Origin of the sequence: Frischella japonica, from assembly GCF_014489845.1 — a bacterium.
Taxonomy (GTDB): Bacteria; Pseudomonadota; Gammaproteobacteria; order Enterobacterales; family Orbaceae; genus Frischella; species Frischella japonica.
Genome location: NZ_JABURY010000013.1, coordinates 1 through 21955, shown reverse-complemented (window position 1 = coordinate 21955; position 21955 = coordinate 1). Strand labels below are relative to the sequence as shown.

Here is a 21955-nt window from a genome sequence, read left to right as displayed (position 1 = left end):
TATAATTTGATTCGGTTATTATTAATCATCCATATCAAATTCCTGCATTGGTCCATCTTTGGTCTCAAGTTTTCTAATGTAACGGATAACCATTTCTGGTTTTTTCCAAGTCCCTTCGTGCATAATTTGTGTTAAACCAACGTTTTTTTCTGCCATGTCAATTGCAGCACCTACACGTGCGCTATGGGCCGACCAAGCTTGATAACGACCAGTTTGATCTTTTTTAACAACATTAAGCAATCGATAAGCAGAATTAAAAACTCTTCTAATGGTTTCTGTAGTAAGTTGACAATCCGGTCTTTGTATTTCATTCGATTTTTTAATAGCACAAAATAAATAGGCATTATCATGTAAATCAACGCCGGATAAATCCAACCAGTTTTGAATCAGTTTGGTAGGTAACTTACCTAGATGTTTATAAAGCCCTTCGATAGTCAAAACAGTTTTTGTATGTGAAATATGTAAAGTTGATTTTCCGTTACGTTGTAACTTAAAATCTTTCACTTTTATTCTGGTTATTTCAGAACTTCTCAATAAAGTGTAGTAAGCGGTGGATAATATAGCTAAATCTCTTATATCTTTTAAATTTAAGCTATTTTTTTTCATATCATATATCTGTTTTAAATCTTCAAATCTAAAAGGGATTGCCTGTGTTAGATCTTCACCCTCATCAATTGCCATACGTAATAATTTCTTTTTTATTCGTTTTACTTTTGATGAAGTATTAATAGGAGTTAAACCAGATTGATTCTGAAGCATCGCCAAAAATGCATTATGAGAATTAATACTGTTGTGTTTTAGTTGTCGATCTGTTTTTAAATAAAATAGATAATCACGTAAATCATCAGGTGAGATAGGTAAAAAAGTCCGATTATTTTGGGTACACCAATTTGCCCAAGAATTGATGGTGCTCTTAAATTGTTTTTGCGTATTTGAGGAGTAAGCATCTATATCAGAAAAAAAATCTTGAAGGTTTTTCTTTATCGTTTCATTGACTAAAGAAAAATTATTTGATTCTGATATTGTTAAACTCTCTTTCACCATGCCCTAACCTATTATCACATTTATATAGTTAATAACTCCCTAAAGATCATCTAAAATTTAAGAAATTATCTGATCAAATATAAGGGTCAAAATGAATATATTTAAAATACTCATTGTTAATGTTGTATAATGGATATTATACAACATAATTAATTTAGAACATAGATCATTAATTAATAAGAGATTAGATTGTTTTATTTTTCACATTGATGGCATGTTTAGATTAACTAATCTCAAGATGTTATTGAAAATTGCTTAACAATAAACCACGGTTAGGTTTAGAGAATTAAGGTGAAAATTATGTTATCTGATTTAAAAAAAGAAATTAAATTTGTGTGTAAACTCTTAAATGATCTAAAAATTTAATCACAATTTATGAACCTATCTAGATTTAAATAAACTGATATAAAAAATAGTTCAATTAAATGGATAATATCCTTTGATATATATTTGGTTAAAGTTTATTGAAAATAGTATTTAGCTAAGTATTAACAATATCTGGTTTAATGATATAAACTTTATATCACTACCTAAGTACAACTAATAAGTTTATAATTGTTGTTCATTATGAGAATTCAAACTAAAGCATAATTATTTAAATTAAAGGAAATAAAATGCGAAAAATAATACTATCATTGATCTTTATAACAATGTTACTTTCAGGATGTGGCATTATAGACATTCCTTGTTAGAATTTTAATTACGACCTTATCCTAGATTTTGTGTATTTACCAGTTAAAGGTGACGGTTAATTCTGTCACCAAATTCTATTCTAGAATAAATCGAGTCATTACTTTTTTCATCAAGAACACGGTATTTTTATTGGTATATTTTAAGACCCAGTGATTTTTGCCATTATCCGACCTGTTCGTCGTCGAGATAAGATTATGCCCAAACTGTAAGAGTCTTGTATCATAAGCACGATTATTATCATTAAAGACTTTTCCCGCTATTTCATCGAGCAAGGTATTTTGTGAGGGAGCTTAATTGCCGTTGATTATAGAAACGATTTCTTGTTATTTTTAAGCATTGACATAATCTGCGCAAACTATATCAATGCTTATTGTGTGAAATTAACAAAAATTATTTTTTAGATAATCTGATAATAAATGCTTTTTCTAATTGCTATAAATCAATCAAAATATAAATACGCCGATATAAAAAAAGTTTTGTTAAATGTTATTTCATAATTATTAACTTTATAGCAATTTTTTATTTTAGCTTGCTTTCCGAGTCTAACATTTTTCTCCAGGCTATCAATAAAATAATAATGAAGTCCCCTTCTTTCTTGTTTAGCTTTGTTTAATTGCAGCGGCGCTTTTTTAGTGTAACAATTTTATATTGAATGTTGTCTTAGAATATATTTAATTTTTTAAAATAGTTTAACTACATGGACAATATCCTTTAATATCTATATTAGGTTAATATTCATTGAAAATAGTAAATAGTATTTAGCCAAGTTTTAAAAATATTTTGTTTTAATATATGAACTATATATATCAATAGATAAGTATAAATAATAAGTATATAATGTTTTTAGTTTTTAAATTCATACTAAAGCATAATTATTAATATTATATTTTAAATTAAAGGAAATAAAATGCGAAAAATAATGCTACCATTGATCTTCATAACATTGTCTCTTTCAGGATGTGGCATGATAGACGGTTCGATTCGTTCTGATGAAAGTATTAAACAAAAAACAGCATTTGCTCTTGGTACCACTCCAGATAAAATTACCATTTCCAATAAAACTAAAGAAATGGACTCAGTAAAATTTAATGCTACCTTTAAAAAGAAAGTGTATCAATGTTATTATACCACAGCCTTAGTAACTTCCAGTGATGTTCTATGTTCACCAATGGGTAAAAATGGTTCTTTACCCAAAACAGCACAATGCAATGCCTTAACCAAAGCTGCGGGACAGTGTAACTGATGAATGTGGAGATTGTCACTTTTCCTTTAACGGAAGTTGCAGTTATTGAACATATTGGTCCAACGGAATTAGAATATCAAACAATAAATCAATTTATTGCTTGGCGTAGAGAACAAAATTTATTTGATCCACAAATAAACCGTAATTATGGTATTCATTACACCGATCCGAATACTACTCCGCCACATTTACAGCGAGTTGATTTTGCTATTTCGATCGATAAGCCTATCGGGGTTAATCGCTATGGAGTAACAAATAAAACTATTCCAGAATTACGTTGTGCTAAAGCTGTAGATATTGGATCACGCTATAATAATCAGGCCATTATTTACTTAATCAAACAATGGCTACCATATAGTGGAGAACAATTAGGTGACTTTCCGCCAATCTTTCACTATGTGAATGTTGGACCTGATATACGTGAGGAAGATATGATTACAGAGGTTTATTTACCATTGAAATAAAATGCTGGACCTTTTTATGGCAACTTATTAATTCCTTTGTAAAAAAATAAGTTGCTATACCGAATAATTAACTGCATTTAATCATCATTAGTTGCAATAAATGCAATTAATAACTCGCTAAACAGCTATCAATTTTATCCACTTCTTCATCCAATTTTTTCACAACAGATGTAGCCCCAGATGCACTCCATTTATCAGTAAAAATTTGGCTAAAACCATAATTATTCATACTACCTGTATTTTGTTGCGCTTGTTGGATATTATTGAATGTATAGCTGATATTATTATTATTTTGACGAACTGTTAATTGATACTTAACAGCATAGCCAATTAACATTGAAGAATAATAAGTCACCCCTTGGGCTACAATTCCATTTGGTAATTGTTGTTGGATGTTTGCTCCACCATTAACAACATATTGTTTATTAATATTATAATAAGTTCCTGATGCTCCAACAAAACTATTAGCATTATCTTGGAGTACAACTGCATGATTATCAATTGAGTTTCTTACACACATGGATAATATATTATTCGATGAAGTTTGGTTTCTAGTTACAGTGTAACTTTCTATAATTTCTGCGCCAAAACTCCCTACGCCATATTGTAATCCATTGATATTATTTAACTCGGACATTCGTGTTGGTGTACAGGCGGATAATAGCATTAAGGCTGGTACGGCTATTAAAAAATTTTTCATCGTTGATTCCCATTTAATAAATTTTAAATATAACTGAACTATGTTTTCTGATAATTTATACAATCAAATGTATAAAATACCACTTTATCATATTTGGTTAATTTACTTTTGTCTTTAATTGCTGTATTCCCAAACCTTCATCAAATTATATTATAATGAACCATATGTTGGTCTAGCAAAATATCTATATATGAATGTCTACATACATTCTTAAAAAATTAGTTTTAATATTGCCCTAAAGGTACGAGAAAAAATTGAAAGCAGGAAGATTATTCAACTAAAAAACAAACTAGAATGGCTATACAGCGAGTAATTAATCTAAATTATTAGTGACAACGTCACAATATATTAATCATTAATTTTATTTTACGCTAATATTACATCTTTTATTTTTAAGTAAATATTAGTTATTTTTTCAGAATTTAAAGTTTCATCATAATTGACTATTTTATAATAATCATTTGGAGAATTATTACAATAAAATAAAAAAATAGTATGTAAAAATACATTAAACAATCCTTGTAAAATTTCCATATATTCAGGCTCATTTACAGAACTATTTTTTAAAAAACAATCTGTTTTTTCTAATAAAATGTTTAGTTTTTTTTCATCATAATAGTTTTCTTTGTCTAATTTATAAATAAAAGAGCTTTCCATTTTGCCTTCTATCTCAGCTAGTAAATATTGTTTAATATCTTCAACCATTATATGATCCACATTTTACCCCATTTGCTGCGGCTTTAACTTTTCCTCCAGATAATACTCCCTTATACTTACCTAAGCAATAATATAGCCCTATTTCCAGACCTGCTTTATGAAATATATCTAAATTGAATAAATCACTTTTTTAACATCAGGAAGATCAACCTTCTTAACGAATTTATAATTTTTACTTTGTTACACTATCCTAATAAGGCCTAATAGGATCTTTGACAATATCGCAAAAATAAGAGCTAAATAGTCTCTATCTCATCCTGACATCACCGCAAACGGGTCAACTTCTAAATTAGAAGAAAATGGAAACCTATAAAGTTCGGGTTATTATGTGCAAGTATTATTGAGTCTTGGCTGATATATAAGCCAGTTTCAGGAATGTAATATCGGTACAGCTTATAATAAAGCCCTATTTCAACATTCTCATACTGCCCAAGTTACCTGAATGGCATTTCGGTATCATTTCATTGGGCAAATTATTGTATTGTCATTTTTAAATTTCTTCATTTGAATAATTTATTTTTTAGCCTTATTTCTAATTAAGTTGGAGTCCAAACAATCCATTGTTCATAATTTTTTGCTTCAGTTTCACTAATTTTTTTCGATACCATTTTGCCATAATCTAGAATCTTCTCCTCGCCCAATTATTAATTGAATTTTTGATAAATTGGATTTTTTTTCGGGATCATAATTATCTTGTGTATAAATCTTTTTCCATCTTCCTTTTGAAATTCCTAATCCAGAAATAGATATTGGAGAAAATAATCTGGGAAAGTTTATAATAGATTGAATATCTTCTTGTAACGTCCCTATTTGATCAAATACTTCTACAAATATGCCGCTTCCACCTTTATCATTTATAATTCTACAAAAAGCAAATTCTTTCCCCCTATTATCAAACTTCTCTTTTTATAATTCTTTAAATTTTCCATAATATCTTCAGTAGGTAGAAATAGAGGAATTGCATATATTTCTCCTGGCATAACTTCTATTTTTTTCATGATTAATGGCATTTTATTTCTCTTATTAGTACCTCACCTTAATACCTGTTTTTGTTTGATATGTTACATTATTTTTCAATATTTCATGTGTTCCCGTATATCTTCTTGATTCAATGTTTTGAGACATTTATTATCTATATCTTGTTTTGTTATCCTTATATAATAAGGCTTAACAAAATCTTTTTCATACAATGGATGTTAAGATAACCACTTGTACCTAAAGGTTTTAATCCAAACGGTATAAATTCCGAATTAGAATCAAACGTATACACATAAAAATTCGGGTTGTTTCCTGCTACCCCGATAGGAGCCTGGCTTATATAAGTTCCCGTATTACTGTGGTAATACCTAAAGCGATTGTAATAAAGCCCGTCTAGTTACTCGTCTTCATAATATACTAATTGTCTAAACTTATCTTCATAATAACAAGCCGACTCATAGAGTTAACTTGTTTGTTATTCTTACTTTCTAAGTTACTTAAAAATAATATTAAGTAGGGTCTACTCTATTATTAGTTCATAATCTTTTGCAATAATATCATTAACATAATCATATGTTTGTAAAACATAGTGCCTATAATTTTCTTTTATCTTAGAAGATTTACGTCCAGTTTTTAATTCTTCTATTAGATATGAATTATGAACTAAATCAAAAGATGAATCCATCTTTGCTTCATTTATATAAGTATCTAATTCACAACATTGATAATAAATAATATGAGAAAAATAAAATATATAAGGGATATATTCCTTTTCAAAATTTATTTCAATCAATTTAGAATTAAACTTCCCTTTGAAAACACAAATACATTGTGAATTACATGTCTGTCTGAAATCATCCAAAAAAATAGCATCTCTTCCATTAATGATTCCAACTTCTTTTGTTTTAATAGCTTGATATTCCATAATATTTAATTACATCTTATTTTTATTGACATAGCCGCATTATCTGTACTAAATCGTTTATTAAGATTTATTTCTGCTAAATTTTCGGGAGTAGCCCATCTGGTGTTTACTTTTGTTCCTGCTTCACGAGCTGCATATAAACGTCTATTATCTAATGTAAATACAGCATCTGCATGTGCGCCTTGTTTTGATAATTTTTCTTGAATATTTACAGGGAGATCTTTGATTCGAACTAATCTTATTGCTTCAATTGATTCTGCTACTGGATTGTTTTTTAGTAATCCTACTGAATTATTTAATTTACTATCATATTCAAAAATGGGATTTAGAGAATCTTGACTAAAAAATATTTCAAACGGATTTTTTATTGTCAACCCGAACACATCAATCATCGTATTCGAATCACTTACATACGCATAAAAATTCGTGTTATTCCCCTCCAGTTTTGTGGGATCTTGGCTAATATATAAGCCGGTTTCAGGATGATAATATCGGAATTAATTATGATAAAGCCCCGTTTTAGAATTTTTGGAATTTGGAGACAGAATCAACTATTACTTTTAGTGGACAAATACACAAAATTTAGGATAGGGCCCAAAATTTATTTGACATATAATTTTACTATGTCATCATACATTACTAAGATTCTATCTAAAAATCTACTTAATTGATCTTTAGCTGCATTGACTTTATCAATTATGTGAAATGAATCATAAATATTTCCATCTCCAGCATAAAATTCTCCTTTTAAATCTGTCGCATTCAAATTAAGTATCTTATATGTTATTTCAATATCTATAAGATCTATGTCCCTTTCATTTAAACATCTGTCATTCAGCATTATTTCAAAAATATATTTGTTACAATCATTATCAATCTCTATAAAAATTTTGTTTATTTCCAAATTATTTGATAATTAATGTTTTATCTTATTTAAAGATTCTATTATAAAATTTTCCATAAATAACATAATAAATCTTACGATTATTTTCATTTAACTCTTGCTTCATTCGTCTTTTAAGGTCAAGAACATTTTCCGGTCTAATATAAACGTTTTTCCATGATGATATACAGCTTCCAAACCTTTTCAATCCAATTTATAAAGATTTGGGTTATCCCTACAAGTCCTATCAGGTCTTGGCTAATATATAAGCCGGTTTCAGAATTATAATATCTGAACTGGTCATAATTAAGCTCAGTTTCTACATCCTCATACTGTCCCAGTTGTCTGAACAGAATAAAACGGCTGATTGTTAAACGACATTCCGGTATTTTGCCATAGATGTCAAACTCCACCGACCAAACCAGCTCACCTTTATCATCACAGGCCTGAGCGGGTCTGCCCAAATAATTTGATACAATTGAGTAGGACTTGCTCTAGTATAGCTTTGCAGATGGTACTAAACTGCCCTCTTCATAAACCCAAGTAGTCAAGTTTTCAGCCGGTTCGGGTTGTTCTAAGATAAGCATTCCCAGCTCGTCAGAAACAACCTTAGGACGCCGCTCATTCTCATAAAATCACTCATGCAATAAAAAAGAAAATTCTTCAGTTAATTTTTGGTAGAAGCCTGACCTATTGCCACAAACTGCTGTACTTATTTAATATCTTTACCCTTATTAAAATCCTTATTCCTGAGGATAAACTGGAACTATTAGATAAGCTGAACGGTTGAAAAAACTATCATCATGACAGCCTCTTTTTTTTTATATTTTGTAATCTTTTAATCTGGAATATACTCCTTTTTTTTCGATTTCATTAATTGTTCTAACAAGATTATCCTTAGTTAGTCTTGTTAGAAAAATGATGTTTTCTTGATAAAAAAAAGAAGATTCTTGCAACTCTTCCGATACATCTTGCGAAAATCTAGAAATATCATAAAAAGAAATTTTGTACATAATATTATTTGAAAATTCTACAATAATATTAAGTAAACATCCTTTACTTTCTATTTCAAGTTGATACAAATCATCATCAAAATAATATTTAGCATCGTATACTTTAGGAAATTTATTTGACATAATTTTATTTGCATTTAATTTGAGAAAGACTTTTTTTATAAGCATCTTCAGACATTGGATTTTTAGGCACTATTTCATAATACTTAGGATCTTATCCTCGTAGATTAATTACTAAATCATTAGGAAAGGTGCTCATATCTATCATATAAGCAATAAACCCTTTACTTGTAACATTATCGGCATTGTCGAAAACAGAATCCCAATGTATATTCTTAACTAAACCTGTTTTCCTGTCTATTTTGTAATAGATCGTTCTGGGGTAAAACTTATATTTTTCCACTACGTGCCCACCTAAAAAAAGATAACCCAAACAGATCAACCCATGTATTACTATCATGCGTATAGGCATAAAAATTCGGGTTATTATCTATTTTGGCTAATACATAAGCCAGTTTCAGGATTATAGTAACGGAAACGGTTATAATAAAGCCCCGTTTTAAAATTTTCTGAATTTGAAGACAGAATCAACCATTACCTTTAGTGGATAAATACACAAAATTTAGGATAGTAATTTTGAATTAGTTATTTAATAATTCTTATATCCACTTTATTTTTTAAGCTATCTAATAAAGTGTAATCAGAAATTTTTTTACACTTTTCAATCAGTAAATCGTTCAATTTTTTGAGTTCTTTTATGGCTTCTATATTTTCTAAAGCGTTGTTCCGAACCAAAGATAAGTTATTCAAAGGGAGTTTTTCTATTCCTGCTAACGTTTCTATTTTTGAGCTATAGATATGAAGTTTTTGTAACTTTTTTAATTCTGATAGTTCATTAAGATTTACTTTGGGAAATTTTAAAAGTAACAAACCTTTTAGAGAATGTGCTTTATTTATATTTATTAAGCCTTTCCAATATTCACTACCTAGATATTCAATTTTTGGGAACTTTGAAATATCTATTTTAAATTTTTGCTTTTGTTGAAAATAAAGTTTTTCAATCCTTTGTAATGAATAAATTGAATCTAAATTTTTAATACGATCTACTACGCTTACAAAGGATATTATTTTTAAAAAATCACCAACCTTTTCAAACTCTTTAAAATCTACTTCTTTTTCAGATACCCAAATTATTTGAACATGGTTAATTTTTAATTTAGAAGCATATTCTATTCCTTCTTTGAAAGAATCGCTATATATTGTTAGATACTTTCCATCTAAATTTTCTCGTATTTTTTTGTCTAATGACATTTTATTCCTTTTACTTTTTAATTATTAAATTTAGCTTGTTTAATATAAAATTTCCTTGTTTATCAAAAATATAATGCTAATTTATTTCCTTTAAAATCTTACCCGATGCACCATATATTTGATCGGATTTTTGTGGATCGGAATAGAAATTTTAAAAAAAATCTTAATCACTTTACCCTATCTTAAATTCATCCCTGATGATAAAAATTTAGGCTTTTCCCTTAAATCTTTATGTAATATCGGGCAAAGGCTCTTTTAGCGGAAACACAGTGCAAAGGGCTTACGCTCTGCCATTCTCCCCTAGACTTTTACAACCTCTTTTTGCTTGTTAAATCTTTACTCCCTAATTCGGAATGGGAATTGTTAGACGAATTGAAGAATTATTAATTAAAAAGCCAACCTTTAGGGTTGGCTTTTCTCTTTTTATTTTTTATCTAATAAAAATCTCCAAGTGCATTTTTCAAATACTAAATTCTCAGAGATTTTATTTTAATTTTAGGATAATTTCTTATTTTATTCATCTTCAACAAACTCTATTGCTTCTTTTATAAAAGGAAAGTCTTTTGTAGATTTTGGTAAGGAATTTATTAATTCATCAAATTCATCTTTTCCTAATATTGTGTTATAGTCGTCCAACATTATATCTAAACTTCCTTTAAACCTTACTTTGTCTTTTGGTGAACCGTCTAAATAAAATTTTTTGATATAATCAATAGCTATTTTTTTATCTATATGTAATATGATTTCAAAAACTTTTGCTTCAAAATGACAATCTTTCATTAGCCTATATAAGAGATCTTTTTGATTTTCAGAATATGCATTATTATTCATTTCTAAATTAGATAATAATTCTCTTATCTCCTCCCTTAAATAAAAGTATTTTTCTATTTTTTTAAATAAATCCATAACGCCTCCTTTAGTTTTCCCTTTTGTATCAATATCTACAAAATAATCTGCTCCTAAAGCTCCTGTACTTCTTTTTATAGCATCTGGATTTTTGGGTTTTACTTTTGTGGAAGTTACACTTATTCCACCCCTAGAATCAATAGGATCAAACTTAAATCCATTTTTCTTGAAAGCTTTATATTCTGATTTAGACATAAAACGTCTAACAACACCTGGGTTTTGAGGAACACCATTTATTATATCCAACCCAAACGGGGGTCGACCGTTGTATTGGAGTCGAAGGTATACGCATAAAGATTAGGGTTATTCCCGGCAAGACCTATGGGGTCTTTGGAGATATAGGTGCCTGTTTGGGGGTTATAATAGCGGAAACGATTATAATAAAGCCCCGTTTCTATATCCTCATACTGCCCCAGTTGTCTGAACGGAATAAACTGTTTATTGTTAAATAAATTTTCCCGTATTCTGCCATAGATGTCAAATTCCACTTGCCAAATCAGCTCACCTTTTTCATCATAGGCCTGAGCGGGTCTGCCCAAATAATCCGATACAATCGAGTAGGACTTGCCCTCGCTTAACTTAGCAGTGGGTACTAAACTTCCTTCCTCATAAACCCAGTGGTCAGGTTTTCGATCGGTTCGGGCTGTTCCAACATAAGCATTCCCAGCTCGTCAGAAATAACCTTCGGACACCGTTCATTCTCATAAAACCACTCATGTAATAATACATTACCATCCCAAAGATAACGATAAATCTTTGTATTTGCAATTTTCGCTGTTCTTCTTCCTAAAGCATCGTATTCAAAACGGAGCCATTTTCCCTGAGGATTGCGTACCGCTTTTAACATTCCGTTGCCCTGCCATTGTGGAGGAGCAGAATTTTCAAGCGTTCTTTTTTCGTATTGTTTAAGTTCAGATTTTGAATATCGCCGTATTTCGGCCTTACGATCAAATTCATTTTCTTCAATCCAAAAATTGTTTTTAGAATTTGTATTTTCACTTAAGAAAGATGAATTTTTTGGTAAATTATTGGCAGAATTTTTAAAATTTCTCGGAGTTTTTAAAATAAGATTTCCCTGTTTATCATAAATATAATTCCAATTTTTATCCTTTAGAATCTTACCCGATGCACCATATATTTGATCGGATTTTTGTGGATCGGAATAGAAATTTTAAAAAAAATCTTAATCACTTTACCCTATCTTAAATTCATCCCTGATGATAAGAATTTAGGTTTTATGCTTAACTCTATTTGTAATATTGAGCAAACGGCTTTACTGGCAAAAATTTCGTTTCCGAATTATACGGAACATAATAAATGGGATATCTACAACATCCTGCAACTGATTCGCTCCCTTATCCCCGAGGTAGAAATGGAACTACTGGACAAGCTGAACCGTTGAAACACAAAAACAGAAAAGCCAACCCTAAAGGTTGGCTTTTTGTTATGTTTTTTTATAATATTCATACCATATATTAATATAGTAATCTATTAAATCAGTTTTCGGATAATCTAAAATGAATCTTGGATAGGCTGGATCATATTGTTTTTTATCCAAAATTAAACTCATTTCTTTTAATTCATTTTTTATATTGATTAAAGCACCTCGTGATAATTCCTGATAAAACTCACCTTTTTTAAGATGGCTTAAAATTTCATCTGCTTTTACAATACCTTCCTCACAAAGTTTCTTTACATAAGCTTTTTTTTCAGGACTAGCCTTTTTCATAAATTTTATATTAAAATTAATTAGAATAAACTTCCATATTTCCAAGGTTCCCAAACGAACATATGCTCTACACTTCCAACCCCTCCGCTTTCTTATCCCTAAGGAAGAATTAGAGTTGTTAGATAAACTAAACTCTTAAAAGAAAAAATTCAACTTTAGAGTTGGATTGGTTTCTAATATTGTTGAATGAGTTAACTATACAAAACTTATCTAATCTAATACTTTACTCATAATTACTGATATCTTCTTCTTTAATCGATATATTTTTAAATTTCAGAATTATTTTAGATCTATCAGTAAAGATAAATTCATATTTATAACTATTATCTTTATTGATCGAAAACTGATGAATCAATAAATAAGAGCTTTTTAAGTAAGCTAAATCACAGTTTAATTTTATTTCTATTACATTTTGAAACTCAAAACAATATTTTTTTGTATTAAAAGCATTGGTAAAAATTATACTTAATAAATCTTTTTTCTTTCCTATACCAATACTATACTTTAAACTTTTAAAATAAGAATCATATAATGTTTTTTCTCCTCTAATAAGATATCTTTCATGATCCAGTATAAAATATTTAGTATTTTCTGGTATTTGTTTTTCGTTTTTATTTAAATAATCAAAATAATCATCAAAATACCAAATATTATTTTTTTTTATTATTCTTGACATACCTAATCTTTCTATTTACACATATTTTTCAATTTATTATTAACCGAATCAGGTAATTTAGGAGTTTCAGTATGTCCATGTTTATTTATCCATCCTCCCTCAGAATTCATAACGCCTAATTCTTTTAATTCTTTTCCTTTAGTTTTATAAACATGAACCTCAAAATCAGAAGATCCTTTATAGTTAAAAACATCTTTCCGAGCTCTATATATCCTTCTCCTAAATCAATTGGAGCCATTTTCCTCATTGCGTCGTTTCCTTTCTTCGCCATTAACCCGAACGGATCGACCTCGGAGTTAGAATCGAAGGTATAGGCATAAAGATTGGGGTTGTTTCCTGCGAGGCCAATAGGGTCTTTAGAGATGTAGGTGCCAGTTTGAGGGTTATAGTACCGGAAACGATTATAATAAAGCCCCGTTTCAACATCCTCATACTGCCCCAGTTGCCTGAACGGAATAAACGACTTATTGTTAAATAAATTTTCCCGTATTCTTCCATAGATGTCAAGTTCTACCTGCCAAACCAATTCACCTTTATCATCATAGACCTGAGCGGGTCTGCCCAAATAATCCGATACAATCGAGCAGGACTTGCCCTCGCATAGCTTAGCTGTGGGTGCTAAACTTCCTTCTTCATAAACCCAAGTGGTCAGGTTTTCGATCGGTTCGGGTTGTTCCAACATAAGCATTCCCAGCTCATCAGAAATAACCTTTGGACGCATTTCATTCTGATAAAACCACTCATGCAATATTGCATTACCATCCCAAAGATAACGATAAATCTTTGTATTTACAATTTTTGCTGTTCTTCTACCTAACGCGTCGTATTCAAAACGGATCCATTTCCCCTGAGGATTGCGTACCGCTTGTAACATTCCGTTTCCCTGCCATTGGTATTCCCAGTCACCTTGCTGCCATTGGGGAGGGTCAGAATTTTCAAGCGTTCTTTTTTTTCTTATTTCGTCGTATTGTTTGAGTTCAGAATAAAAACGGAAAAAAACCTTAAACCTCAAGCATTATTAATAACTTTTACCATATCTAAAATTTATTCCTGATGATAAGAATTTAGTTTTTTCGCTTAACTCTATTTGTAATATTGGGCAAACAGCCCTTTTAGCGGAAACGGAAAGTAAGGGGCTTGCACTCTACCATTCTCCCCTAGATTTTTATTACCTTTTTTGCTTGTTAAATCCTTACTCCCTAATTCGGAATGGGAATTGTTAGACGAATTGAAGAATTATTAATTAAAAAGCCAACTTTAAAGTTGGCTTTTTGTTATATCTGAATAATGAATCCTTATTTATTAATAATTAATGTAATCATTTATCACATTTTCATATTTTTTTAAGCAAGAGCTAATAAAGCTGTCTATCTTTAATAATATATCCTCTTTGCCTGAAATTATTAATTCATTGAGATTTTCTCCATTTGATAAAATAAAATTTCCATTTACATATACAATTTCTTTTTTATCTATTACATCAAAAATAATATCAAATAAATCAACATCTTTTTCATTTAAATATTTCTCTTTTATACCTATTGACATATACACGTTATATCCATGGATATAATTTGCATATACTTTTTTAATCGTTATATGATTAATTTCCTCTCTATTGGATATTTCTTCTTCCTTTTTTAATAGTATATTTTCTATCTTAGAAGCTAACTTATCAGCGTTTATAGTAGTATCTTCCATTTTTTATTTACATTTAATTCGACTATCCATTAATGATTCAGTATAAGGGTGAGTTTCTCATGTTTGTCTAGTACTAGCCCATTCATTAAGTTTTTTGAAATCTGGATCATTTTCAGGTCTAATAGAAACATGACTACCATGATCATTAATAGCTTCTAAACCTGTTCCGTTAAGTTTAGCTACATCTACTGCTTGATATTTACCTTCTGGCTTATCCAAAGAAAATGAAAGCCCAGAAGTTGTATCTTTTCCTGGTCTTGGGGTCATTGAATCAGGAGTTCCTGAAGCCATTCTATAGACAATACCCTCTGTAAGTTTTTCATCCAACCCAAACGGGTCGACCATCGTATTGGAATCATGCACATACGCATACAAATTCGGGTTATTTCCTGCCAGTCCGATGGGGTCTTTGCTAGTATACATCCCTGTTTCAGGGTTATAATAACGGAACCGATTGTAATAAAGCCCGTCTAGTTCCTTATCTTCGTACTGCCCTAGTTGCCTGAATGGAATAAACGACTGATTGTTAAAGCTATCTTCCCGTATTCTGCCATAGATGTCAAATTCTACCTGCCAAACCAGCTTACCTTTATCATCGTAGGCCTTATCGGGTCTACCCAAATAATCTGATACAATCGAGTAGGACTTGTCTTCACATAGCTTAGCTGTGGGAAGATAATTTTACACATCTTAATTTTTAAAATTGTGAACTAAAACAGATCAAAAAAATCTGAAAAAAAAACGCTAAACCGCCAAAAATATTAAAAAAACCATTCTCAAACCGCCCAAATACAAATTGATAGTGTGTAAAAAGTGGAAACGCAGAACAGTAAAGGGATTGGAACGATTTAGCATAATTTTGGATAACTTTTTATTTTGGGCTGCTTTAACAGCCATAAACGGACAAGAAACCAAATTTTGTGAAGCAATTTTTATAAATGCGTGGCTTTGCCAAACCTTTTTGTCCCCTTTTTTTCTTTTTTTGATAAAAAAAAACCGCTTCAATCGAAGCGGTTTTGTTTTAAAGTTTACTATAAATTTCTTTTAGTTCTTTTTCATATTTTTTTGCATTTGGAATACGAGTAACTTTTAGATAAGGCTCTAATCCAGAAGGATTAGTTTTAAGCAAAAAATATTCAATTAGATAAAGGAGTAAAAAATTTTTTGAGTAACCAAGTATTGTTTCATTATCATTTTCTTGTTTAGGCTCTTCTCCATTTGGATATTCTTCATCAATTTTTGCATTTTATATAAGACAAATTTATTGAAAAAATCTTTATCCATTTCGAGTAATTTCATTGCTTCTTCTTTTGACAAATTTGCCAATTTCATCTTTTGTTCATCACGACTTGCGACAGCATCTCTATATTCGCTAAGAACTTTTAGCCTTGTACTTTTCTTTATATTGTCAACTAAATTTTTATATTGACTTGAATCAATTATTTGTTTTGCAATTTCCATTTTATAATATTTATTTATTGCCAAACATCCACACCTTTAATAACGGTATTCTTACTCTTAGAGTTAATCCCTAAAAGCGAATGGGAACTCTTGGACAAACTAAATAAGAATTCTTAAATAAAAAAAGCCAACTTTAAAAGTTGGCTTTTTTTATTTTGTTTAATTTTTTTTTGCTAGCTCATTTTAAAATTAATCTTATTTAAGCTATTCATCCTCTACAAATTCAATCGCTTTTTTTATTGGATAAAAATTTTTAGTAGATTTTGATAGGCTATCTATTAATTTGTTATACTCATCTTTTCCTAATATTTCTTTGTAATCGTCTAACATTACATCTAAATTAGTCGAAAAAGATACTTTATTTCTAGGGTTACCTTCTAAATATACTGTTTTTAAAAAATTAATTGCTTCATCTTTATCAAAGTGTAACATTACTTCGAATATTTTAGCTTCAAAAAGTTTACTATGAATTAGTTTAAGTAAGATATCTTTATTTTTTAAATAATCAAAATGCTCAATATCTATATTTCTAAGATAATCTTTAACTTCATTTTGAGCTTTTGTATACTCATCAGATAATATTTTTAAATCTAACATACTTTATTTATTTACAAACTTTACCATATTCTAAAATATCATCCGTCCCCCAAGTGACATCATCTTTTATTTTCCAATCAGGTATACCTCCTTTTGTTGGACCTTTTAATTCTACATTTTTATCCTTAGTATTAATATCGACATAATAATCAGCACCAAATGCTCCTGTACTATTTTTAATGGCATCTGGATTTTTAGGTTTAATACTTGTTGATGTAGAGCTAATTCCTCCCCTTGAGTCAGTAGGATCGAATTTAAATCCATTCTTCTTAAATTCTTTAAATTCAGCTTTAGACATAAAACGTCTAACAACACCTGGGTTTTGAGGAACACCATTTATTATATCCAACCCAAACGGGTCGACCGTTGTATTGGAGTCGAAGGTATACGCATAAAGATTAGGGTTATTCCCGGCAAGACCTATGGGGTCTTTCCTTTACTCATCAAATCATAATTTGAAGCCCCTGCATCAAGTAATTTTTGTACAGTAGGATTGGTTTTCCCTACAATAGGGTCAACAAAAGTTGGAACACCTCCGCCAAAATCAACAGGATTTTGATATACTTCTCTTCCTAAAACCTCAATCGGATTATACTTACTTAATCCAAATATATCCACTTCTGTATTTATATCACTCACATAAGCATAAAAATTCGGGTTATTTCCTTGCAGACCGATGGGGTCTTGGCTTATATAAGTTCCCGTATTACTGTCGTAATACCTAAACCGATTGTAATAAAGCCCGTCTAGTTCCTTATCTTCGTACTGCCCCAGTTGCCTGAACGGAATAAATAACTTATTGTTAAAGATATCTTCCCGTATTCTGCCATAGATGTCAAATTCTACCTGCCAAACCAGCTTACCTTTATCATCATAGGCCTGAGCGGGTCTGCCCAAATAATCCGATACAATCGAGTAGGACTTGCCTTCGCATAGCTTAGCTGTGGGTACAAAACTTCCTTCTTCATAAACCCAAGTGGTCAGGTTTTCAACCGGTTCAGGCTGTTCCAATATAAGCATTTCCAGCTCATCAGAAATAACCTTTGGACGCCGTTCACTCTCATAAAACCACTCATGTAATAATACATTACCATCCCAAAGATAACGATAAATCTTTGTATTTACAATTTTTGCTGTTCTTCTTCCTAAAGCATTGTATTCAAAACGGATCCATTTCCCCTGAGGATTGCGTACCTCTGTAACATTCCATTGCCCTGCCATTGGTATTCCCAGTCACCTTGATGCCATTGTGGAGGGTCAGAATTTTCAAGCGTTCTTTTTTTTCGTATTTTATCGTATTGTTTGAGTTCGGATTTGGAATATCGCCGTATTTCGGCCTTACGGTCAAATTCATTTTCTTCAATCCAAAAATTGTTTTTAGAATTTATATGTTCACTTAAGAAAGATGAATTTTTTGGTAAATTATTGGCAGAATTTTTAAAATTTCTCGGAGTTTTTAAAATAAGATTTCCCTGTTTATCATAAATGTAATTCCAATTTTTATCCTTTAGAATCTTACCCGATGCACCATATATTTGATCGGATTTTTGTGGCTTGTAATAGAAATTTTATAGAAAAAATCATTTGAAAAATGAAAAAAGAACTCTTAATTTTCAAAAAATCTTAATCACTTTACCCTATCTTAAATTCATCCCTGATGATAAGAATTTAGGCTTTATCCTTAGATCTTTATGTAATATCCGGTAAAAGGCTCTTTTAGAGAAAACGGAATACAAAGGTTTACACTCTGCCATTCTCCCCTAGACTTTTATAACCTTTTTTGCTTGTTAAATCCTTACTCTCTTCTTCTGAATGGGAACTCTTAGACAAATTGTATAAGAATTATACTAAAACAAAACACCAACCTTTAAGGTTGGTGTTTTTAAATTTATTTTGTTAATTCAAGAATACCTTGATACAATATTACGTATCTATCTGGATTTAATTCAGAAACACCAAAGCAGAATAAAAGATATTTTTCATTTAAACTTTTTATAGTAAAACATGGTGAAAAGTCAAAACTTTTAACATAATAATATTTTAAACCAGTAGGATTATTATATTCATGAATTTTTGACTTTAAATTTAATTTATTTACAATTTCATAATATAGAGATTCTTTATTTTCATTATCAATAAAAAAGTTATTCAGTAATAATGATTTACAAAACAATGAAAATGTCGAAAGATAATTATTTTCAAAATCAGAAAATAAAACCGTAATTTTCTCATTATCAATCTCATAATTGAATATTTGCTTATATAATAAATCTAAAGTACCATCAAATATCGTTTTGTGTTTAATATTTAATTTATTTAATCTTGTTATTTGCATGTAATACGTTTTAAATATCCTTCATCAATTAATTGTGCTATATTTTTTTCACCTGTAAAATACTGTGTTCACATACCTTTTTGATTAAACCAAGGTATTGCAGGTCCAGCATCAACTTGTAAAGGTTTTATAACTTTATAAAATTTTAAATCGCTTGGAACATTAGAAGATATAGGGAGAGCTCTTGATTCAAAACTAGCTCCTAAAGGTGCAAGAAATCTTCCTCCTTCAGGACCAAACCTATCCAATTGAGTTCCTACTGATAAAGTTACTTTTTAATATTTGTAAAACCTTGATTAGGCGGCCATGATCCATTCCCCATAAAATCTTCCAAACCTTTCCAATCTTTAGCTTTAAATAATTTATAGGCATCAGATGCCTTTTTATTTTTATTAAATAAACCTTTTGATCTTTTTTGAAAGTCATTCCACGAAGTAGCCATCAACCCCAACGGGTCAACTTCCGAATTAGAATCAAACGTATAGGCATAAAAATTCGGATTGTTTCCTGCTAGCCCGATAGGGTCTTGGCTTATATAAGTTCCTGTATTACTATCGTAATACCTAAACCGATTATTTCTTACAAGTTATTTTCTCTAATCCTCTATAATTTCAAATTCTGGAGATTGTTTTATAACAAATTTTAATCTTTCCCTCAAATCTATTATATACTGAGCATTACCCTTATAAAGTACATCGTTTATCTCTAAACAAAACAAATCTAACTCCTCTGGATTTTGCATAATTCCAAAATAAAAACCTAATATATTATCTGTATAGATAAAAGGAACTTCATCACGTAAGTAATTAGCTAACCCGTAAAACATTCCTTCTTTATCAAAAATTAACTTAGATAATATATTACCTACTTTAATAATATCCTTTTCAGAATATTTAAAAATCACTTCACCTTTAAAATATTTCATTTTTATTGAATACTTTAATATTATACTTATAAAATATTTGCACCTTCATCTATAATTCGGAATGAGAACTTTTAGACCAGTTGAATAATGTTCTTAATTTAAAAAGCCAACTCATTGAGTAGGCTTTTTTATTTAGTTATTAATGTGTTATCTAATTTTCTAAAATAATTTCTCTAATTTCAAAAGCAATAATATTATTTTCTTTTAATGCATAAATTAGCTCTTTTGAAAAAAAACATACCTTTTCCTTGTATATTAATAATATCATAATGATATTTATTAAGTAGAAATAGATTCAATGCTATCAGATTAAAATTTATCTCGTTATAATCTTGATAACTTTTGAAGTTAACTTTTTTCATTTCTTTGTGTGTCATAAAAAATGGATTTTTCTAAATCTATTAGCTTACCTTGTGCCACTCCTCCTTAGATTTTTACAACCTGCTCTGGCTTGTTAAAGTCCTTCACCCTAACTCAGAATCGGAATTGTTAGAGAAACTAAATTGATTGTTAAACCAAAAAACCAAATTTTACATTGGTTTTTCCCTTTTAGTTTTTATTTAGTATAGTAAATTCTACACCGTCATTTTCAATATACAAATCATAAATGCGTATATTATTCCTTTCAAGGAATAAATCAAAACTATTGATTTGTTCATCAAGTTCATCTAAAATAGAAAATAAACCCGTATTAATAGATTCTTCTTTTTCTTTTAAAAGATTTTGTAAAGACTCTGGTATTATATCTTTTCCTTTACTTATATTTCCACTATAATGCAATTTATTAATATTATTAAAACTAATTTCTCTATGTAGGCTAACATTGATACTTCCTATGTTCAATTTATTAGAACCTACTATCAATATGATATTATCTATTATTTTCTTCATTTCGTTAAGGACATTTAAAGTTATCCGATAATTTTTTCAAATTACTATTACTAAATCCATCGGCTCCATCCGGATGGATTAATCTAGCATGCGCATCACCTATACTTTTTGTAGGATTATCAATTACATCAAAACCTGCTTCTCTTATACTTTTTGCATCTATTTCTGCAATATTTCCAGCATTAATAATATCATGTAATCGAGTAGCTTTAGTAAAAGCTTCTTTCATAATATCACCAGCTTCTTTAGCACTACTCGCTCTAATTAAAGATATACCTGAAGGATTTAATTTAATTTCTCCTGGTTTTAATTTTAAATTATCTAACCCACTTCCACCAATTCTAAATAACCTAGTATCATCTGATAATGGCATTCCGTTTACTAAATCCAACCCACACGGGTCAACCATCGTATTCGAATCATGCACATACGCATAAAAATTCGGGTTGTTCCCTTCAAGTTTTATAGGGTCTTGGCTAATATATAAGCCAGTTTCAGAATTATAGTAACGGAAACGATTGTAATAAAGCCCGCTTAGTTCCTTATCTTCGTACTGCCCCAGTTGCCTGAACGGAATAAACGACTTATTGTTAAATAAATTTTCCCGTATTCTGCCATAGATGTCAAATTCTACCTGCCAAACCAGCTCACCTTTTTCATCATAGGCCTGAGCGGGTCTGCCCAAATAATCCGATACAATCGAGTAGGACTTGCCCTCGCTTAACTTAGCAGTGGGTACTAAACTTCCTTCCTCATAAACCCA

The 21955-nt window shown here is 29.8% G+C and carries 28 protein-coding genes and 5 pseudogenes; 2 read left to right on the top strand and 31 right to left on the bottom strand.

Annotated features, from left to right (window positions below):
* Window positions 1–21: 21 nt before the first annotated feature.
* Window positions 22–1041, bottom strand: coding sequence for a tyrosine-type recombinase/integrase (locus tag FcAc13_RS05515; RefSeq protein WP_187755213.1), 1020 nt, complete (start codon window positions 1039–1041; stop codon window positions 22–24).
* 1603 nt (window positions 1042–2644) lie between these two features.
* Here FcAc13_RS05515 and FcAc13_RS05510 point away from each other — a divergent pair.
* Together FcAc13_RS05510 and FcAc13_RS05505 are read left to right on the top strand one after the other, a co-directional pair.
* Window positions 2645–2980, top strand: coding sequence for a hypothetical protein (locus FcAc13_RS05510; protein WP_187755212.1), 336 nt, complete (start codon window positions 2645–2647; stop codon window positions 2978–2980).
* On the top strand, window positions 2980–3444 hold the full coding sequence (locus tag FcAc13_RS05505) for an AraC family transcriptional regulator (protein WP_187755211.1): 465 nt from the start codon (window positions 2980–2982) through the stop codon (window positions 3442–3444). The genes FcAc13_RS05510 and FcAc13_RS05505 overlap by 1 nt, the downstream gene beginning before the upstream one ends.
* A 106-nt stretch (window positions 3445–3550) precedes the next feature.
* Here the strand turns inward: FcAc13_RS05505 and FcAc13_RS05500 are convergent, their stop codons facing one another.
* From FcAc13_RS05500 to FcAc13_RS05370, 30 genes and pseudogenes are all read right to left on the bottom strand, one after another.
* Window positions 3551–4144: a hypothetical protein gene (locus tag FcAc13_RS05500; RefSeq protein ID WP_187755210.1), complete on the bottom strand. Its 594-nt coding sequence runs from the start codon at window positions 4142–4144 to the stop codon at window positions 3551–3553.
* 366 nt (window positions 4145–4510) lie between these two features.
* Window positions 4511–4849 (bottom strand): hypothetical protein, encoded by a 339-nt coding sequence (locus tag FcAc13_RS05495; RefSeq protein ID WP_187755209.1) that lies wholly within the window; start codon window positions 4847–4849, stop codon window positions 4511–4513.
* Window positions 4850–5449: 600 nt separating this feature from the next.
* Complete coding sequence (locus FcAc13_RS12520; protein ID WP_425499466.1) at window positions 5450–5695, bottom strand: Imm26 family immunity protein; 246 nt, start codon at window positions 5693–5695, stop codon at window positions 5450–5452.
* Window positions 5696–5715: 20 nt separating this feature from the next.
* Window positions 5716–5871 (bottom strand): hypothetical protein, encoded by a 156-nt coding sequence (locus tag FcAc13_RS05485; protein WP_187755208.1) that lies wholly within the window; start codon window positions 5869–5871, stop codon window positions 5716–5718.
* Between the two features lie 143 nt (window positions 5872–6014).
* Window positions 6015–6218 (bottom strand): annotated as a pseudogene (locus FcAc13_RS12380) (hypothetical protein); the annotation flags it as partial.
* A gap of 141 nt (window positions 6219–6359) precedes the next feature.
* Window positions 6360–6764 carry a hypothetical protein gene (locus tag FcAc13_RS05480; protein ID WP_187755207.1) on the bottom strand — a complete coding sequence of 135 codons (405 nt, stop codon included), beginning with the start codon at window positions 6762–6764 and terminating at the stop codon, window positions 6360–6362.
* Window positions 6765–6769: 5 nt separating this feature from the next.
* On the bottom strand, window positions 6770–7138 hold the full coding sequence (locus tag FcAc13_RS05475) for a hypothetical protein (RefSeq protein WP_187755206.1): 369 nt from the start codon (window positions 7136–7138) through the stop codon (window positions 6770–6772).
* 9 nt (window positions 7139–7147) lie between these two features.
* Window positions 7148–7249: pseudogene (locus tag FcAc13_RS12515) on the bottom strand (RHS repeat domain-containing protein); the annotation flags it as partial.
* A gap of 1219 nt (window positions 7250–8468) precedes the next feature.
* The gene (locus tag FcAc13_RS05465; protein WP_187755204.1) at window positions 8469–8783 is read right to left on the bottom strand and encodes a hypothetical protein; all 315 of its coding nucleotides are present in this window, start codon (window positions 8781–8783) and stop codon (window positions 8469–8471) included.
* 91 nt (window positions 8784–8874) lie between these two features.
* Entirely contained in the window at window positions 8875–9120 is a 246-nt protein-coding gene (locus FcAc13_RS05460; protein WP_187755203.1) for a hypothetical protein, read from the bottom strand.
* Between the two features lie 185 nt (window positions 9121–9305).
* Complete coding sequence (locus FcAc13_RS05455) at window positions 9306–9971, bottom strand: hypothetical protein (RefSeq protein ID WP_187755202.1); 666 nt, start codon at window positions 9969–9971, stop codon at window positions 9306–9308.
* A 513-nt stretch (window positions 9972–10484) separates the two neighbouring features.
* Window positions 10485–11072, bottom strand: coding sequence for a hypothetical protein (locus FcAc13_RS12120; protein ID WP_223064537.1), 588 nt, complete (start codon window positions 11070–11072; stop codon window positions 10485–10487).
* A 41-nt stretch (window positions 11073–11113) separates the two neighbouring features.
* A complete protein-coding gene (locus FcAc13_RS12115) occupies window positions 11114–11431 on the bottom strand; it encodes an RHS repeat-associated core domain-containing protein (RefSeq protein WP_484494495.1) in 318 nt (105 codons plus the stop codon).
* A gap of 38 nt (window positions 11432–11469) precedes the next feature.
* On the bottom strand, window positions 11470–11724 hold the full coding sequence (locus FcAc13_RS05445) for an RHS repeat domain-containing protein (RefSeq protein WP_187755201.1): 255 nt from the start codon (window positions 11722–11724) through the stop codon (window positions 11470–11472).
* A 597-nt stretch (window positions 11725–12321) separates the two neighbouring features.
* Complete coding sequence (locus FcAc13_RS05440) at window positions 12322–12606, bottom strand: hypothetical protein (RefSeq protein ID WP_187755200.1); 285 nt, start codon at window positions 12604–12606, stop codon at window positions 12322–12324.
* Between the two features lie 223 nt (window positions 12607–12829).
* Entirely contained in the window at window positions 12830–13282 is a 453-nt protein-coding gene (locus FcAc13_RS05435) for a hypothetical protein (RefSeq protein ID WP_187755199.1), read from the bottom strand.
* 124 nt (window positions 13283–13406) lie between these two features.
* The gene (locus FcAc13_RS12295; RefSeq protein ID WP_484494494.1) at window positions 13407–14294 is read right to left on the bottom strand and encodes an RHS repeat domain-containing protein; all 888 of its coding nucleotides are present in this window, start codon (window positions 14292–14294) and stop codon (window positions 13407–13409) included.
* A gap of 290 nt (window positions 14295–14584) precedes the next feature.
* Window positions 14585–14983: a hypothetical protein gene (locus tag FcAc13_RS05425; protein WP_187755197.1), complete on the bottom strand. Its 399-nt coding sequence runs from the start codon at window positions 14981–14983 to the stop codon at window positions 14585–14587.
* A gap of 57 nt (window positions 14984–15040) precedes the next feature.
* Window positions 15041–15625 (bottom strand): annotated as a pseudogene (locus tag FcAc13_RS05420) (RHS repeat domain-containing protein); the annotation flags it as partial.
* 498 nt (window positions 15626–16123) lie between these two features.
* Entirely contained in the window at window positions 16124–16468 is a 345-nt protein-coding gene (locus FcAc13_RS05415; RefSeq protein ID WP_187755196.1) for a hypothetical protein, read from the bottom strand.
* A 180-nt stretch (window positions 16469–16648) separates the two neighbouring features.
* Window positions 16649–17041: a hypothetical protein gene (locus FcAc13_RS05410; RefSeq protein WP_187755195.1), complete on the bottom strand. Its 393-nt coding sequence runs from the start codon at window positions 17039–17041 to the stop codon at window positions 16649–16651.
* A 7-nt stretch (window positions 17042–17048) separates the two neighbouring features.
* A complete protein-coding gene (locus tag FcAc13_RS05405) occupies window positions 17049–17339 on the bottom strand; it encodes a hypothetical protein (RefSeq protein ID WP_187755194.1) in 291 nt (96 codons plus the stop codon).
* Between the two features lie 122 nt (window positions 17340–17461).
* Window positions 17462–18262, bottom strand: a complete 801-nt coding sequence (locus tag FcAc13_RS12290; protein WP_187755193.1) for an RHS repeat domain-containing protein — start codon at window positions 18260–18262, stop codon at window positions 17462–17464.
* Window positions 18263–18929: 667 nt separating this feature from the next.
* Entirely contained in the window at window positions 18930–19376 is a 447-nt protein-coding gene (locus tag FcAc13_RS05395) for a hypothetical protein (protein ID WP_187755192.1), read from the bottom strand.
* Window positions 19377–19444: 68 nt separating this feature from the next.
* A pseudogene (locus FcAc13_RS05390) lies at window positions 19445–19633 on the bottom strand (TNT domain-containing protein); the annotation flags it as partial.
* 11 nt (window positions 19634–19644) lie between these two features.
* Window positions 19645–19827, bottom strand: coding sequence for a hypothetical protein (locus tag FcAc13_RS12185; RefSeq protein ID WP_246415095.1), 183 nt, complete (start codon window positions 19825–19827; stop codon window positions 19645–19647).
* A gap of 3 nt (window positions 19828–19830) precedes the next feature.
* Window positions 19831–19941, bottom strand: a pseudogene (locus FcAc13_RS12285) (RHS repeat domain-containing protein); the annotation flags it as partial.
* A 30-nt stretch (window positions 19942–19971) separates the two neighbouring features.
* Window positions 19972–20301 (bottom strand): hypothetical protein, encoded by a 330-nt coding sequence (locus tag FcAc13_RS05380; protein ID WP_187755190.1) that lies wholly within the window; start codon window positions 20299–20301, stop codon window positions 19972–19974.
* Window positions 20302–20850: 549 nt separating this feature from the next.
* On the bottom strand, window positions 20851–21192 hold the full coding sequence (locus tag FcAc13_RS05375) for a hypothetical protein (RefSeq protein WP_187755189.1): 342 nt from the start codon (window positions 21190–21192) through the stop codon (window positions 20851–20853).
* A gap of 4 nt (window positions 21193–21196) precedes the next feature.
* Window positions 21197–21955: RHS repeat domain-containing protein (locus FcAc13_RS05370; protein ID WP_223064534.1), on the bottom strand; the 759-nt coding region annotated here is incomplete at its 5' end.

Coding starts and splice junctions, on each gene's coding strand:
- FcAc13_RS05510 (WP_187755212.1), top strand. CDS start 2,645: ATGCGAAAAATAATGCTACCATTGATCTTCATAACATTGTCTCTTTCA.
- FcAc13_RS05505 (WP_187755211.1), top strand. CDS start 2,980: ATGAATGTGGAGATTGTCACTTTTCCTTTAACGGAAGTTGCAGTTATT.
- FcAc13_RS05500 (WP_187755210.1), bottom strand. CDS start 4,144: ATGAAAAATTTTTTAATAGCCGTACCAGCCTTAATGCTATTATCCGCC.
- FcAc13_RS05495 (WP_187755209.1), bottom strand. CDS start 4,849: ATGGTTGAAGATATTAAACAATATTTACTAGCTGAGATAGAAGGCAAA.
- FcAc13_RS05485 (WP_187755208.1), bottom strand. CDS start 5,871: ATGCCATTAATCATGAAAAAAATAGAAGTTATGCCAGGAGAAATATAT.
- FcAc13_RS05480 (WP_187755207.1), bottom strand. CDS start 6,764: ATGGAATATCAAGCTATTAAAACAAAAGAAGTTGGAATCATTAATGGA.
- FcAc13_RS05465 (WP_187755204.1), bottom strand. CDS start 8,783: ATGTCAAATAAATTTCCTAAAGTATACGATGCTAAATATTATTTTGAT.
- FcAc13_RS05460 (WP_187755203.1), bottom strand. CDS start 9,120: ATGATAGTAATACATGGGTTGATCTGTTTGGGTTATCTTTTTTTAGGT.
- FcAc13_RS05455 (WP_187755202.1), bottom strand. CDS start 9,971: ATGTCATTAGACAAAAAAATACGAGAAAATTTAGATGGAAAGTATCTA.
- FcAc13_RS12120 (WP_223064537.1), bottom strand. CDS start 11,072: ATGTCTAAATCAGAATATAAAGCTTTCAAGAAAAATGGATTTAAGTTT.
- FcAc13_RS05445 (WP_187755201.1), bottom strand. CDS start 11,724: ATGTTAAAAGCGGTACGCAATCCTCAGGGAAAATGGCTCCGTTTTGAA.
- FcAc13_RS05440 (WP_187755200.1), bottom strand. CDS start 12,606: ATGAAAAAGGCTAGTCCTGAAAAAAAAGCTTATGTAAAGAAACTTTGT.
- FcAc13_RS05435 (WP_187755199.1), bottom strand. CDS start 13,282: ATGTCAAGAATAATAAAAAAAAATAATATTTGGTATTTTGATGATTAT.
- FcAc13_RS05425 (WP_187755197.1), bottom strand. CDS start 14,983: ATGGAAGATACTACTATAAACGCTGATAAGTTAGCTTCTAAGATAGAA.
- FcAc13_RS05410 (WP_187755195.1), bottom strand. CDS start 17,041: ATGTTAGATTTAAAAATATTATCTGATGAGTATACAAAAGCTCAAAAT.
- FcAc13_RS05405 (WP_187755194.1), bottom strand. CDS start 17,339: ATGTCTAAAGCTGAATTTAAAGAATTTAAGAAGAATGGATTTAAATTC.
- FcAc13_RS12290 (WP_187755193.1), bottom strand. CDS start 18,262: ATGGCAGGGCAATGGAATGTTACAGAGGTACGCAATCCTCAGGGGAAA.
- FcAc13_RS05395 (WP_187755192.1), bottom strand. CDS start 19,376: ATGCAAATAACAAGATTAAATAAATTAAATATTAAACACAAAACGATA.
- FcAc13_RS05380 (WP_187755190.1), bottom strand. CDS start 20,301: ATGAAATATTTTAAAGGTGAAGTGATTTTTAAATATTCTGAAAAGGAT.
- FcAc13_RS05375 (WP_187755189.1), bottom strand. CDS start 21,192: ATGAAGAAAATAATAGATAATATCATATTGATAGTAGGTTCTAATAAA.